This window comes from Ralstonia sp. 1B3 (genome assembly GCF_036631435.1).
Window position 1 is genome coordinate 1 of the sequence record NZ_JAPNUG010000022.1, and the last position, 13,727, is coordinate 13,727.

A 13,727-nucleotide genomic window follows, 5' to 3' on the forward strand; every position below is an offset into this window, starting at 1 on the left:
TGCGTGCGTACTTTGGGCTGCGCGGGCCGGCCATGGTGATTTCGTCGGCGTGCTCGTCGGGCGCCAAGGTCTTTGCCTCGGCGCGGCGCATGCTGGCTGCGGGCCTGATCGATGCGGCGGTGGTCGGCGGTGTCGATTCGCTGTGCCTGACCGCGCTGTACGGTTTCAACTCGCTTGAGCTGCTGTCGCGGCAACCTTGCCGACCGTACGATGCGGCGCGGGACGGCATCTCCATCGGCGAGGCCGCAGCCTTTGCGCTGCTGGAGCGCGCACCCGACGCCAACGGCGCGCTGGACGACGGCGCCATCCTGCTGCTCGGCATTGGCGAATCGAGCGATGCGCATCACATGTCGTCACCGCATCCCGAAGGATTGGGCGCCCGCGCGGCCATGGCGCAAGCGCTCGCCACCAGCGGCCTGAGCGCAACGGATATCGACTACATCAACCTGCACGGCACCGGCACGCCCAGCAATGACGCTGCGGAGGCGCGGGCCATCCAGGCGCTGTTCGACGGCACGGCGTGCAGTTCGACCAAGGGCGCGACCGGCCACGCTCGGCGCGGCCGGAGCGTTGGAAGCCGTGATTACGGCGCTGGCGCTGCGCCATCAATTTCTGCCCGCCGGCATCAACACCACGCAGCCCGACCCGGCGTTGAACGTCAACTACCTGACAACCAGCCGCGACGCGCCTGTTCGCGCGGCACTGAGCAACGCGTTTGGCTTTGGCGGCACGAATTGCAGCCTGGTCTTTGCCCGCGCACGCGATGTGGGGGTGTCGTCATGACCGGCCTGAGCGTCTTCATCGACAGCATCGGCGTGCTGGGCCCCGGCCTGCAGGATTGGCCGCACACGGCTGACGTGCTCGCAGGCCGCGCACCCTACGCACACGCGCCGACGGAATTGCCGCCGCCAGCCGGCCTGCCGTCGGTGGAACGTCGTCGGACGGGGCCGGTGGTCAAACTCGCGCTCGCAGTCGGCCACGAAGCCGTCGCAGCCAGCGGACGCGATGCCGCCACGCTGGCCACGGTCTTCAGCTCGTCTGGCGGCGACGGCCATAACTGCAACGCCATCTGCGAGACCTTGGCAGGCGACGATCGCAAACTGTCGCCCACGCGCTTTCACAACTCCGTGCACAACGCGCCGGCCGGCTACTGGAGCATCGCCACACACGCGATGGCGCCGTCCAACGTGCTGTGCGCGTATGACGGCAGCTTTGCCGCCGGCCTGCTGGACAGCCTCTGCCAGGTCGCAATTGACGCCACGCCCACGCTGCTGATCGCCTATGACGGCGACTACCCGGAACCGCTGAATGCGGTGCGGCCCGTGCCCGACACGTTTGCGGTGGCCCTGGTGCTCGCGCCCGAAGCCGGCCCGCGCACGCTCGCGCGCATTGACGTCGCGCTGACGGACGCGCCGCCGACGGCGTTGGCACACATTAGCCTCGAAACCCTGTGGCACGGCAACGCCGCAGCACGCGCGCTGCCACTGCTGGAAGCGCTGGCCGCACGGCGCACAGGCCGCGTGGTGCTCGAGTATTTGCCCGAGACCCGCGTGCAGATCGACATCACCTTCGGCATGCCATGACGTCAACTGCGCAGCCGGCTCTGCCACTCGACCGCAACTGGATCGCGGCGCGCATTCCGCACAGCGGCGCGATGTGTCTGCTCGACACCGTTATCGCCTGGGACGATGCGCACATCCATTGCAGCGCCACGAGCCATCGTGACGCCGCCAACCCACTGCGTTCGCATGGTCAACTGGCTGCCGTCTGCGGCATTGAATACGCCGCTCAGGCGATGGCCGTGCATGGCGCCCTGTGCGATGCTGCGCAAGCACGCCCGCGCGCCGGTTTTCTTGCCAGCGTGCGCAGCGTTGAAGCCCATGTCCCGCGCCTCGACACCATCGACGCACCGCTCGACGTCGAAGCTGAACGCATCGGCGGCGACGGCAACAACGTGCTGTACCGATTCACCGTGCGCAGTGGCGCACGCATCCTGTTGACCGGCCGCGCCGCCGTGGTGCTCGACGCGTCCGTTGCATGAACCTGTTTGTGAGGATTCCCGCCGTGAAAGGTCGTCTGCTTTTGATCCCCGCGCTGCTGCTGGCGCTGCTCAGTCCCCTGGCCCACGCCGACTTGTCGGAGACCAAAGAAGACATCAAGCAGGGCACGAAGGAAGCGGCCCGCAAGACCGGGCATGCCGCGAAGGAAGCCGGTCATGCGACGGCCAACGCCGCGCGTACGGTCGGCCATGGCGTGAAGAATGCGGCGCATGCGACCAAATGCGGCGTGAAGCATCTCTTCAAGAAGCCATGTGAGAGCGACTAGAACGCCGCACCCCTGCAGACTGAAGGCCAACAAAAAACCCGGCGTCCTTGGCGAACTGCCGGGTTTTTTGTTGTGTGCCGAGAGGGACTTAGAACGGAATATCGTCGTCCATATCCTCAAAGCCATTCGACGGTGCCGGTTGACGACGTGCACCGCCGCCCTGGCCGCCGCCTTCGCCGCCGCGGGAGTAGCCACCGCCTTGGCCTTGACCCTGGCTGCGGCCACCGCCGTAACCACCACCGCCGGCACCGCCGCCTTCACCGCCACGCGAGTAGCCGCCACCGCCACCACCGCTGCCGCCGCCCTCGCCACCGCGGCCGCCGAGCATCTGCATCTGGTCTGCGACGATCTCGGTGCTGTATTGCTTCTGGCCGTCCTTTTCCCATTGACGGGTCTTGAGGCGACCTTCGATGTAGACCGACGAACCCTTCTTCAGGTATTCGCCCGCAATTTCAGCGAGACGGCCGAAGAAGGCGATGCGGTGCCACTCGGTGGCTTCCTTCATTTCGCCGCTGGCCTTGTCCTTGTAGCGGTCGGTGGTGGCCACGCGGATGTTGGTGACCGCGTCGCCGCTGGGCATGTAACGCGTTTCCGGATCGGCACCGAGATTGCCGACGATGATGACTTTGTTGACGGACGCCATGATGAGTTTCCGAAGGTAATTGAAGGGATGCCGCCGTAAAGGGCTAACGAAAAAGCCGACTGAAAGTGTAGCGCTGAATGCCGACCCTAGTGCCGACGCAACGCCGGCATCTGCATGGGGCTGGCGATTATAAGCCAGGCAAAAGCCAGTGCGGCGCAGGATAGGAATACAGCATGCTGCCCCGCGTGCAGCAGAATCCAGCCGCCGCCCGCACCGCCCGCAAACAGGCCCAGCGCCTGCGTCGTGTTGTACACGCCCATGGCCGCGCCCTTGCGTACGCCCGGCGCGTATTTCGACACCAGCGACGGTTGCGACGCCTCCAGCACGTTGAAGCCGAGGAAGTAGACCAGCAGCGCAATCGCCAGCGCGGCGAGCGTCGGATTCACTTCGCCCAGAGCCAGCTGCGCCACCATCACCAGCGCCACGGCAGACAGCAACACCGCCTTCATCTTGCCGCGCTTCTCGGCGGCAATGATGGCCGGCACCATCAGCACGAACGACACGCCCATCACCGGCAGGTAGATCTTCCAGTGCGAATCGACGGGCAGGCCGGCGGCTTCCAGCATGTGCGGCAGCACGACGAACAACGCCGTCTGCGTGGCGTGCAGGGCGAACACGCCAAAGTTCAGGCGCAGCAGTTCAGGGTTGCGCAGGACTTCTCGGAACGGCGCTTTCACATGCTCGGGCGGACGCGGCGGGTTGGGCACCACCCACAGCACCACGCCGATGGCGACGATGGCCAGCACGCCAATCGCCGTGAACATGCCGGGCATGCCAACCCAGCGGAAGATGACCGGCGCGCTCACGATGGCCACGGCAAACGACAGGCCGATGCTGCCGCCGATCATGGCCATGGCCTTGGTGCGATGCTCCTCGCGCGTGAGGTCGGCCACGAAGGCGATCACCGCCGACGAGATCGCCCCTGCGCCCTGGATAGCCCGCCCCACGGCAATGCCCGCCACGCTGTGCGAAAACGCCGCCACCAGGCTGCCCACCGCAAAAATCACCAGCCCCGTCACGATGACGGGCTTGCGTCCGAAGCGATCCGACAGCCAGCCGTACGGGATATAGAGCACCGCCTGCGTGAGGCCATACACGCCGATGGCGAAGGCGACGAGCTGGGTGTTGTTGCCGTCGGGCAGCGTTTTCGCAAACACCGCGAAGACCGGCATGATCATGAACAGACCCAACATGCGCAGCGCGAAGATGCCGGCCAGCGAGGCGGCCGCGCGCAGCTCAAGGCCGTTCATGCGGCCGGAGGCGGAAGTCATGGATGGGGAAGCGGAGGACATGGTGCGGAAACCGCCGCGAAAACCAGGAAGAAAAAGCGGCGACAAGAACACTTGAACGGTCTCACGGATTGCCCCATCTGGGGGCAGATACCAGCAAAACCGAAGTTCGGTATATTAGCAGGCTTACCCTTTTCCACCCCTCCGCCGATTGCCGCAGGCGGTCTGCACCCCGACGCCGCATTCAGCTGCACTCAGCCGCACATGGACGAAATCAAGATTCGTGGGGCCCGTACCCACAACCTGAAGAACATCAACCTCGATCTGCCGCGCAATCAGCTGATCGTGATCACCGGGCTTTCGGGGTCGGGCAAGTCGTCGCTGGCGTTCGACACGCTGTATGCGGAGGGGCAGCGGCGCTACGTGGAATCGCTGTCGGCGTATGCCCGGCAGTTTCTGCAGTTGATGGAAAAACCCGATGTAGATCTGATCGAAGGTCTGTCGCCGGCCATTTCCATCGAGCAGAAGGCCACCAGCCACAACCCGCGCTCGACGGTCGGGACTGTTACCGAGATCCACGATTACCTGCGCCTGCTGTATGCGCGCGCCGGGACGCCCTACTGCCCCGATCACGGCCAGCCGCTGGAAGCGCAAAGCGTGTCGCAAATGGTGGATGCCGTGCTGGCGCTGCCGGCCGACACGAAGCTCATGATCCTGGCGCCCGTGGTGGCCAACCGCAAGGGCGAACACGTCGACCTGTTTGAGGCGATGCAGGCGCAGGGTTTCGTGCGCTTTCGCATCCGCTCAGGCGGCGGCACGGCGCACGAGGCCGAGGCCAAGGTCTACGAAGTCGACAACTTGCCCAAGCTCAAGAAGAACGACAAGCATTCGATCGAGGTCGTGGTCGACCGCGTGAAGGTCAACCCGGAACTCAAGCAGCGACTGGCCGAATCGTTCGAAACCGCGCTGCGCCTGGCCGATGGCCGCGCCATCGCGCTGGAAATGGATACAGGCAAGGAGCACGGCTTCAGCTCCAAGTTCGCCTGCCCGATCTGCTCGTATTCGCTGCAGGAGCTGGAGCCGCGGCTGTTCTCGTTCAACAACCCGATGGGCGCATGCCCGCACTGCGACGGTCTGGGCCAGATCACGTTCTTCGACCCGAAGCGCGTGGTGGCGTTTCCGAATCTGTCGCTGGCGTCGGGCGCGATCAAGGGCTGGGACCGCCGCAATCAGTTCTACTTCCAGATGCTGCAGAGCCTGGCTGCGTTCTACGACGTCGACATCGATGTGGCGTTTGAAGACCTGCCGGCTGAAATCCAGCAAATTGTGCTGCACGGCTCGGGCAAGCAGCAGATTCCGTTCACGTACATCAACGAGCGCGGCAAGACCACGGTGCGCGAACACGCGTTCGAGGGGATCATCCCCAACCTGGAGCGGCGCTACAAAGAGACGGACTCCATCGCCGTGCGCGAGGAGCTGGCCAAGTACCAGAACAATCAGCCGTGCCCCGAGTGCCACGGCACCCGCCTGCGCCGCGAGGCCCGCTTCGTCAAGATTGGCGAGGCCGATCAGGCACGCGGCATCTACGAAATCAACGGCTGGCCGCTGCGCGATGCGCTCACGTATTTCCTGACGCTGAACATGCATGGCGCCAAGCGCGAGATTGCCGACAAGATCGTCAAGGAAATCACCGCGCGGCTGAACTTCCTGAACAACGTCGGGCTCGATTACCTGTCGCTGGAGCGCAGCGCCGATACGCTGTCGGGCGGCGAGGCGCAGCGCATCCGGCTGGCGTCGCAGATCGGCTCGGGGCTGACCGGCGTGATGTATGTGCTGGACGAGCCGTCCATCGGCCTGCACCAGCGCGACAACGATCGGCTGATCGGCACGCTCAAGCACCTGCGCGATCTCGGCAACTCGGTGCTGGTGGTGGAGCACGATGAAGACATGATCCGCGCGTCGGATTACGTGGTCGACATCGGCCCCGGCGCCGGCGTGCACGGCGGTCAGATCATCGCCGAGGGCACGCCCAAGCAGGTGGAGCAATCGCCGGGGTCGCTGACGGGCGACTACTTGTCGGGCAAGCGCCGCATCGAGGTGCCGAAGCAGCGCACAGCGCCGGACGAAGAGCGCTGGCTGCGCATCATCAACGCCAGCGGCAATAACCTGAAGAACGTGTCGGCCGATATTCCGATCGGGTTGCTGACGTGCATCACGGGCGTGTCGGGTTCGGGCAAGTCGACGCTGATCAACGACACGCTGTACCACGCGGTGGCGCGCCATCTGTATGGCTCGACGCCGGAGCCGGCAGCTCACGATCGCATCGACGGGCTGGAGCATTTCGACAAGGTCATCAACGTCGACCAATCGCCGATCGGCCGCACGCCGCGCTCGAACCCGGCCACCTACACGGGCCTGTTCACGCCGATCCGCGAGCTGTTTGCCGGCGTGCCGTCGGCCAAGGAGCGCGGGTATGACCCGGGGCGCTTCTCGTTCAACGTCAAGGGCGGCCGCTGCGAAGCATGCCAGGGCGACGGCGTGCTGAAGGTCGAGATGCACTTCCTGCCCGACGTGTATGTGCCGTGCGACGTGTGCCACGGCAAGCGCTACAACCGCGAAACGCTCGAAGTGCTCTACAAGGGCAAGAACATCACCGAAGTGCTGGAGATGACGGTGGAGCAGGCGCACGAATTCTTTGCGCCGGTGCCGGTGGTGCGCCGCAAGCTGCAGACGCTGCTGGATGTGGGCCTGGGCTACATCCGCCTGGGGCAATCGGCGACGACGCTGTCGGGCGGCGAGGCGCAGCGCGTGAAGTTGTCGCTCGAGCTATCGAAGCGCGACACGGGCCGCACGCTCTACATCCTGGACGAGCCGACCACGGGTCTGCACTTCCACGATATCGAGCTGCTGCTGAAGGTGATCTACAAGCTGCGCGACCACGGCAATACGATCGTGATCATCGAACACAACCTCGACGTGATCAAAACGGCGGACTGGCTGCTCGATCTGGGCCCCGAAGGCGGCGCGGGCGGTGGGCAGATCATTGCCAAAGGCACGCCGGAGGATGTGGCCAAGAGCAAGGCGAGCTTTACCGGCAAGTACCTGGCGCCGCTGCTCAAGCGGAAGTAAGCGCGGTCATCCGGCAACAAAAAGCGCAGCTTCGGCTGCGCTTTTTCTTGGCGCCAATACCACCTTCAGTGGCTGGCTGGCGCTGTCTCGGCTTCCACCTCATCCGCGTCTTTCATGCGGCTGCGGTTCAGCGCCCCCGCTTCATCCAGCACCGAATACGCGGCTGCGCAGAACAACGAATTCAATCGCTTGAAATCGCTGATGATGTCCAGGTGCAGCGAGCTGGTCTCGATGCTCTCGGCCGTCTGCGCCGAGATCCGCGTGAGGTGACTGCGCGAGTAGCGTTTCTCCAGATCGCGGAAGTGCGCCTTTTCCAGCATCAGCTTCTGCGCGCTGCGCAGGTCACCGGTGAGGAACACCGACAGCGCCAGCTTCAGGTTCGTAACCAGACGCGCGTGCATGTCTTCCAGCTCTTCCATGCCGGCTTCGGAAAAGGCCAGCTTGTGCGCGATCTTCTTTCGCGCACGTCCTGTAACAGGCGATCGAGAATGTCGCCGGCGTGCTCCAGGTTGATGGTGAGCGAGATGATGTCGGCCCAGCGCTTGCCCTCGCGCGCGTCCAGCGCTTCGTGGCTCAGCTGCGTGAGGTAGAGCTTGATGGCGGTGTAGAGCGCATCGACCTCGTCGTCGATCGCGCGGGTGGTTTGCAGCAGGCGCACGTCGTTGGTCTTGAGCACGCGCAGCGTGTTGTCGAGCATGTGTTCAACGCGATCGCCGATGCGCAGCACCTCGCGCGCCGCGTTGCCCAGCGCCAACGTTGGCGTGGCCAGCGCCGACGGATCGAGATAGCGCGGCGCGACCAGGTCGTCGATATGCGCGCCGCCCGGCAGGATGCGCGCGCACAGTCGCGCCATCGCTTCGGTAAAGCCGATCAGCAGCACCGCCAGCGCCACGTTGAACACCACATGAAACGCCACGACCACGTGTTGCGGCGCCACGCCCGCGTGCGGCGCCCACGCTGCCAGTGTGTCCAGGAAGGGCAGCGCCAGCGCTGCTCCCAGCATGCGCGAGAGCAGATTGCCGAGCGTTGCCCGGCGCGCGGCTTGACTTGATGACGGCGTGGTCGCCAATGCGGCCACGGCACTACCGATATTTGCGCCCAGCACGATCGCAAACGCCACCTTGACCGACACCGCGGCCGACGCCGCCAGCGTCGCGCAGAACAGCACCACAGCCAGGCTCGAATAGCACAGCAGCGTGAGCACCGCGCCAATCAGCATGTTCAGGCCGGTGTCTGACGAGAAGGAGCTCAGCAGCACGCGCAGCGCATTGGCTTCCACCATGGGGCTCGACGCGACCGAGATCAGCTCCAGCGCCATCATGATCAGCCCCAGACCGATGAGCACCCGCCCAAAGTGCCCCACCGCACTGCCCTTGCGCGACAGATGCAGGATCACGCCAAAGAAGATCAGCAGCGGCGACAGCCACGACAGGTCCAGTGCAAACACCTGCGCCATGATGGCGGTGCCGACGTTGGCGCCCAGCAGAATGGCCAGCGCCGACGACACGCCCATCAACCCTTGCGCGACGAATGCCCCGACGATGGTGGCCGTCGCGTTACTGCTCTGCACCAGGCACGTCACGCCAATGCCGGCCAGCAGCGCGGAGAACCGGTTCGAGACGCTGCGCGACAGCAGGCGACGCAAGTCCGCGCCGTACAGACGCAGCATGCCGACCTTGACGGTCTGCGTGCCCCATACCAACAGGGCCACGCCGGAAAGCAGCTTAAGCAGGGTGATCATTGTTGCCGTGCAGTCTTACTTATTTGGTCAGAGCCACGCGCAGGCCCAGCCCGATGAAAATACAGCCGCTCACCCGATCGAGCCACAGCGAGGCACGCGGCGTACGGCGCATCCAGCCGCCCAGCGCGGCCGCGCACCAGCCGTAGATGCTGAACACGACGATGGTCTGCGCCATGAACACGCCGCCCAGCAGCAACATCTGCAGCGCTGCGTGGCCCGCCTGCGCATCCACGAACTGCGGCAGGAACACCACGAAGAACAGCGTCACCTTCGGATTGAGCAGATTGGCGAAGACGCTCTGGCGATACACACGCCACAGGTCGGGCGCCGTCTGGGGTCCAGCAGGATTCAGGCCGACGCCGCCCTTGCTGCGCAGTGCCTGAATCCCCAGCCAGATCAGATACGCCGCACCGAGCCAGCGGATCGCCTGGAACGCCACAGGCGACGATTGCAGCACGGCCGCCAGCCCCAGCGCCGCCAGCGTCGTATGGAAAAGGCAGCCTGACGCAAACCCCGCTGCCGCTGACAGCCCCGCCTTACGGCCCTGGCTGGCACCGCGTGCGATCACCTGCAGGTTGTCCGGGCCCGGCATCACCGTGATCGCGATCGAGGTCAGCAGGAACAGCAATACGTGGGGCATCGACGTCTCCCGGGGTGCGGCGGCAATGGAAAGAGTCATGCTACTGCGCAAGGCAGCAGCGCGTCATATTTTTGTCACATGAACGTATGCGGCCCGTGCATCACGCGAAGGTCGCCGACGGCCCGCTCAGTGCCCGTCGAAACGGCAGACCGTGAAGAGCGGCAGACCGCCTTCGATCAGCAGTTGCGAGCCGCCCAGCTCGGGCAGGTCGACAATCGCCGCACCTTCCACCACCGTTGCCCCGAGCCGCTCCAGCAGGCGCTTTCCGGCCATCATGGTGCCACCGGTGGCGATGAGATCGTCGATCAGCAAGACGCGGTCGCCGGGCTTGCAGGCATCGGCATGGATTTCCACCGTCGCGCTGCCGTATTCGAGCATGTACTCCTCGGCCACCGTGTTGAACGGCAGCTTGCCTTTCTTGCGGATCGGCACGAAGCCCAGGTTCAGCTCGTACGCCACGATCGAGCCGAGGATGAACCCGCGCGCGTCGATGCCCGCCACCAGGTTCAGCCCCTGCCCCATGTAGCGATGGACGAACACGTCCACCAGCACGCGCAGGCTCTTCGGGTCCTGCAGCAGCGGCGTGATGTCGCGAAACATCACCCCGGCCTGCGGCCAATCCGGCACCGTGCGGATCCGGTCACGCAGGTAGCGCGACACATCGCCCAGTTCGGTGGACGCGGGAACGGACGACGGCGTCAGCAGCGCCGCCTGGTGATGAGGGACTTGGCTCATGGCAAAAACCGGAAAGCAGGAAACGTGGTCTGCGGTAATGGGCTACCACCCGGGCCGATTGGCGCCGAACCACAATGGGGAAACCGCAACCATACAGGAGACACGGCGATGGCAAAGAAAATTCTGATGCTGGTTGGCGACTACGTCGAGGACTACGAGGTCATGGTGCCTTTCCAGGCGCTGCAGATGGTCGGCCACACGGTGCACGCTGTCTGCCCGGACAAGCGCGCCGGCGATTCCGTGGCGACCGCCGTCCACGATTTCGAAGGCGCACAGACGTACTCCGAAAAGCCCGGCCACCGCTTCACCATCAACGCCACGTTTGCCGACGTCGACCCGGCAGCATACGACGCACTCGTCGTGCCCGGCGGCCGCGCGCCCGAATACCTGCGACTGAATGGCCGCGTGCTCGAAGTCGTGCGTCACTTCTTCCAGGCGGACAAACCCGTCGCCGCGATCTGCCACGGTGCCCAATTGCTGTCGGCGGCGGGCGTGCTGGAAGGCAAGGCGTGCTCGGCGTATCCAGCATGTGGCCCGGAAGTCACGGCGGCGGGCGGCACGTTCAAGGACATCCCCGTCGACCAGGCCCACACCGACGGCAAGCTCGTCACGGCGCCCGCCTGGCCGGCACATCCGGCGTGGTTGGCACAGTTTCTTGAAGTCCTGGGCACGCGGGTTCTACACTGATCCGGTTGCCCGCACGCCGGGCGCCCCGGAGCCCCGGCCATGTGCGAAATCTTCATCCGCGCCAATCCCCATTCGTACGACAGCCTCGCGCGCTCGCTCCGCCTGCACGGCGTGGCGACCAGCGTGCGGCTGGAATGCCTGTTCTGGGAGGTGCTCGAAGAGATCGGCCAGCGCGACGGCCTGACGGTCAACCAGCTCATCAGCAAACTCTATGACGAGCTGTTGGAGCGACGCGGCGAGGTGGCGAATTTCGCGTCATTCCTGCGCGTCTGCTGCCTACGCTATCTGATGCTGCAGCAGGACGGGCGCATTCCCGCCGATACCCGGGTGTCGATCAGTTCGCTCGACGCCGCAGCGGTGCTCGATGGCCTGCCGCCCAACTTAGCCGATACCCCGCCGCCGCGCCGCTCGCGGGGGCCGCTGCTCGAAGCGCTCGTCAAGTAAGCCCGCGCATCAACGCGGCGAGAGCCGCTCCTCCGCCATCTGCAGCCCCTCGGGCGTGCCACGCAGCACGACGATATCGCCCAGTTCCAGCACGGTGTCCGGATCGGGATCGAGCGCACGAATACCCTGGCGCCGGATCGCGGTGACCGACGTCTTGAAGGTCTCCAGCCCCATCGTCCCGAGCTTGTGGCCGATGGCGGGCGAGCCCTTGGCAAGCGGCACCGAATGCAGACGCACGGCGTCGCGCTCGAGCATGTCTTCCTCGTCATCCTGGCCGTGGAAATAGCCGCGCAGCAGGCTGTAGCGTGCGTCGCGCATTTCCTGCGCACGGCGCACCACGCGGCGCAAGGGCACGCCCAGCAGCACCAGCGCGTGCGAGGCCAGCATCAGGCTCCCTTCGATGATCTCGGGGACGACCTCCGTGGCGCCGGCTTGCTGCAGGCGGTCGAGGTCCGCATCGTCGATGGTGCGCACGATCACGGGCAGGGTCGGCTCCAGGGCCTGCACGTGGTGCAGCACCTTCAATGCAGATGCCGTGTCGGCGTAGGTAATGGCGACCGCCGCTGCGCGGTGGATACCGGCGGCCACCAGCGACTCGCGCCGCGCCGCATCGCCATAGACGACATGCTCACCCGCGGCGGCGGCCTCGCGCACGCGGTCGGGGTCCAGATCGAGCGCGACGTAGCCGATGCCTTCCTGTTCCACCATGTGCGCAAGGTTCTGGCCGCTGCGCCCGTAGCCGCAGATGATGACGTGGCGCTCGGTGGCGATGCTCTGTGCGGCGATTTTCGTCATGGCCAGCGACTGCATCAGCCAATCGGTGCGCGACAGCCGCATCGCGATCACATCGCTGTACTGGATCAGGAACGGCGCCAGCAGCATCGACAGCAGCATCGCCGCCAGGATCGCCTGGCCGAGCAGCGGGTCGATGAGCTTCATGCCGTCGATCTGGTTGAGCAGCACGAAGCCGAACTCACCGGCCTGCGCCAACCCCAGGGCCGTGCGGATCGCCGCACCGCCGCCGGAGCCGAAGGCCCGCGCCAGCAGCGCAATGAGCACGAACTTGAACAGCACGGGCGCCGCCACCAGCCCCAGCACCAGGGCCCAATGCTCGAAGACCACGCGTGGGTCCAGCAGCATGCCGACCGTCACGAAGAACAGCCCCAGCAGCACGTCGCGGAACGGCTTGATGTCTTCTTCCACCTGCAGCTTGTACGGCGTTTCCGACACCAGCATGCCGGCCAGGAACGCGCCCAGCGCCATCGACAGGCCCAGCCGCTCTGTCAGCGCCGCCATCCCGAGGGTGACAAGCAGCAGGTTCAGCATGAACAGCTCCTGCGAGCGCCGCGCCGCCACGAGGTGGAACCAGCGCGACAGCAGCTTCTGCCCCAGGAACAGGATCAGCACCAGCGCAACGGTGATCTTCAGCGCCGCAATCGACAGCGTCAGCACCAGGTCGGTCGGATTCTTGCCCAGCGACGGCACCACGATCAGCAGCAGCACCACCGCCAGATCCTGGAACAACAGCACGCTGATGATGTTGCGGCCGTGTTCGGTCTCGAGTTGCAAGCGTTCGGCCAGCATCTTCGAGACGATGGCCGTGGACGACATCGCCAACGCGCCGCCCAGCGCCAGCCCGGCCTGCCACGACAGCGGATACCAGTGCGAGAGCAGCATCGAAGCCGGAATCGTCAGCAGGATGGTCAGCACCACCTGGGACGCACCCAGCCCCAGCACCAGCCGCCGCATCGAACGGAGCTTTGAGAGGTTGAACTCCAGCCCGATCGAGAACATCAAGAACACCACCCCGAACTCGGCCAGATAGCGCGTCTGGGCAGAATCGGACTCCAGCCCCGTCGCCTTCGGCCCGATCAGCACGCCCACCACCAGGTAGGCCAGCATCGGCGGCAATTGCAGCATGCGGAACAACACCACGCCGATCACGGCAGCGGCCAACAACACGAGGGCGAGTTCCAGCGGCGAATGCATGCGACGCGAAAAACCAATCTAAAGGGGTTGGACAGCGGGGACAGCGCCCGCGCATCAGGACGGTGCGTGCGCAAGCGAGCACGCAGGCGCTGCAAGACCGATGCCAGGGTATTAAACGAAGAACGCGACACGCGAGACGCCGCAGGGCAAAAAAGACGGCGTGGC

Annotated in this window: 11 protein-coding genes and 2 pseudogenes; 7 read left to right on the forward strand and 6 right to left on the reverse strand. The window is 65.4% G+C overall.

What is annotated here, in order from left to right; all coding sequences use genetic code 11:
- The 4 genes and pseudogenes from OWR21_RS06050 to OWR21_RS06065 form a co-directional block, all read left to right on the forward strand.
- Positions 1–783: pseudogene (locus OWR21_RS06050) on the forward strand (beta-ketoacyl synthase N-terminal-like domain-containing protein); the annotation flags it as partial.
- On the forward strand, positions 780–1,583 hold the full coding sequence (locus OWR21_RS06055; protein ID WP_332394796.1) for a beta-ketoacyl synthase chain length factor: 804 nt from the start codon (positions 780–782) through the stop codon (positions 1,581–1,583). The pseudogene OWR21_RS06050 and the gene OWR21_RS06055, both read left to right, overlap by 4 nt.
- Positions 1,580–2,041 carry a hotdog family protein gene (locus OWR21_RS06060; protein ID WP_316900250.1) on the forward strand — a complete coding sequence of 154 codons (462 nt, stop codon included), beginning with the start codon at positions 1,580–1,582 and terminating at the stop codon, positions 2,039–2,041. The genes OWR21_RS06055 and OWR21_RS06060 overlap by 4 nt, the downstream gene beginning before the upstream one ends.
- 23 nt (positions 2,042–2,064) lie before the next feature.
- Positions 2,065–2,325: a hypothetical protein gene (locus OWR21_RS06065; protein ID WP_332394797.1), complete on the forward strand. Its 261-nt coding sequence runs from the start codon at positions 2,065–2,067 to the stop codon at positions 2,323–2,325.
- Between the two features lie 88 nt (positions 2,326–2,413).
- Here OWR21_RS06065 and OWR21_RS06070 read toward each other — a convergent pair whose 3' ends face one another.
- Both OWR21_RS06070 and OWR21_RS06075 read right to left on the reverse strand, forming a co-directional pair.
- On the reverse strand, positions 2,414–2,968 hold the full coding sequence (locus OWR21_RS06070) for a single-stranded DNA-binding protein (RefSeq protein WP_316877241.1): 555 nt from the start codon (positions 2,966–2,968) through the stop codon (positions 2,414–2,416).
- A gap of 86 nt (positions 2,969–3,054) precedes the next feature.
- On the reverse strand, positions 3,055–4,218 hold the full coding sequence (locus tag OWR21_RS06075; RefSeq protein ID WP_186829331.1) for an MFS transporter: 1,164 nt from the start codon (positions 4,216–4,218) through the stop codon (positions 3,055–3,057).
- Positions 4,219–4,461: 243 nt separating this feature from the next.
- On the opposite strand from OWR21_RS06075, the gene uvrA reads away from it, so the two are divergent.
- Complete coding sequence (uvrA, locus tag OWR21_RS06080; protein ID WP_332394798.1) at positions 4,462–7,326, forward strand: excinuclease ABC subunit UvrA; 2,865 nt, start codon at positions 4,462–4,464, stop codon at positions 7,324–7,326.
- Positions 7,327–7,391: 65 nt separating this feature from the next.
- Here uvrA and OWR21_RS06085 read toward each other — a convergent pair.
- The 3 genes and pseudogenes from OWR21_RS06085 to OWR21_RS06095 form a co-directional block, all read right to left on the reverse strand.
- Positions 7,392–9,067, reverse strand: a pseudogene (locus tag OWR21_RS06085) (Na/Pi cotransporter family protein).
- A gap of 19 nt (positions 9,068–9,086) precedes the next feature.
- Positions 9,087–9,707 (reverse strand): LysE family translocator, encoded by a 621-nt coding sequence (locus tag OWR21_RS06090; protein WP_316888635.1) that lies wholly within the window; start codon positions 9,705–9,707, stop codon positions 9,087–9,089.
- A 126-nt stretch (positions 9,708–9,833) separates the two neighbouring features.
- Entirely contained in the window at positions 9,834–10,442 is a 609-nt protein-coding gene (locus tag OWR21_RS06095) for an adenine phosphoribosyltransferase (RefSeq protein WP_051530827.1), read from the reverse strand.
- Positions 10,443–10,550: 108 nt separating this feature from the next.
- Between OWR21_RS06095 and OWR21_RS06100 the strand changes: the two genes are divergently transcribed.
- Both OWR21_RS06100 and OWR21_RS06105 read left to right on the forward strand, forming a co-directional pair.
- Entirely contained in the window at positions 10,551–11,129 is a 579-nt protein-coding gene (locus OWR21_RS06100; protein ID WP_332394799.1) for a DJ-1/PfpI family protein, read from the forward strand.
- 39 nt (positions 11,130–11,168) lie between these two features.
- Positions 11,169–11,573 (forward strand): ribbon-helix-helix domain-containing protein, encoded by a 405-nt coding sequence (locus OWR21_RS06105; protein ID WP_027678296.1) that lies wholly within the window; start codon positions 11,169–11,171, stop codon positions 11,571–11,573.
- Between the two features lie 9 nt (positions 11,574–11,582).
- Here the strand turns inward: OWR21_RS06105 and OWR21_RS06110 are convergent, their stop codons facing one another.
- A complete protein-coding gene (locus tag OWR21_RS06110; protein ID WP_332394800.1) occupies positions 11,583–13,562 on the reverse strand; it encodes a cation:proton antiporter domain-containing protein in 1,980 nt (659 codons plus the stop codon).
- Between the last annotated feature and the right edge of the window lie 165 nt (positions 13,563–13,727).

Excerpts from the sequence above, each read along its gene's own strand:
- OWR21_RS06110 (WP_332394800.1), bottom strand. The coding sequence starts at position 13,562 with ATGCATTCGCCGCTGGAACTCGCCCTCGTGTTGTTGGCCGCTGCCGTG.
- uvrA (WP_332394798.1), top strand. The coding sequence starts at position 4,462 with ATGGACGAAATCAAGATTCGTGGGGCCCGTACCCACAACCTGAAGAAC.
- OWR21_RS06100 (WP_332394799.1), top strand. The coding sequence starts at position 10,551 with ATGGCAAAGAAAATTCTGATGCTGGTTGGCGACTACGTCGAGGACTAC.
- OWR21_RS06060 (WP_316900250.1), top strand. The coding sequence starts at position 1,580 with ATGACGTCAACTGCGCAGCCGGCTCTGCCACTCGACCGCAACTGGATC.
- OWR21_RS06105 (WP_027678296.1), top strand. The coding sequence starts at position 11,169 with ATGTGCGAAATCTTCATCCGCGCCAATCCCCATTCGTACGACAGCCTC.
- OWR21_RS06075 (WP_186829331.1), bottom strand. The coding sequence starts at position 4,218 with ATGAACGGCCTTGAGCTGCGCGCGGCCGCCTCGCTGGCCGGCATCTTC.
- OWR21_RS06055 (WP_332394796.1), top strand. The coding sequence starts at position 780 with ATGACCGGCCTGAGCGTCTTCATCGACAGCATCGGCGTGCTGGGCCCC.
- OWR21_RS06070 (WP_316877241.1), bottom strand. The coding sequence starts at position 2,968 with ATGGCGTCCGTCAACAAAGTCATCATCGTCGGCAATCTCGGTGCCGAT.
- OWR21_RS06090 (WP_316888635.1), bottom strand. The coding sequence starts at position 9,707 with ATGCCCCACGTATTGCTGTTCCTGCTGACCTCGATCGCGATCACGGTG.
- OWR21_RS06095 (WP_051530827.1), bottom strand. The coding sequence starts at position 10,442 with ATGAGCCAAGTCCCTCATCACCAGGCGGCGCTGCTGACGCCGTCGTCC.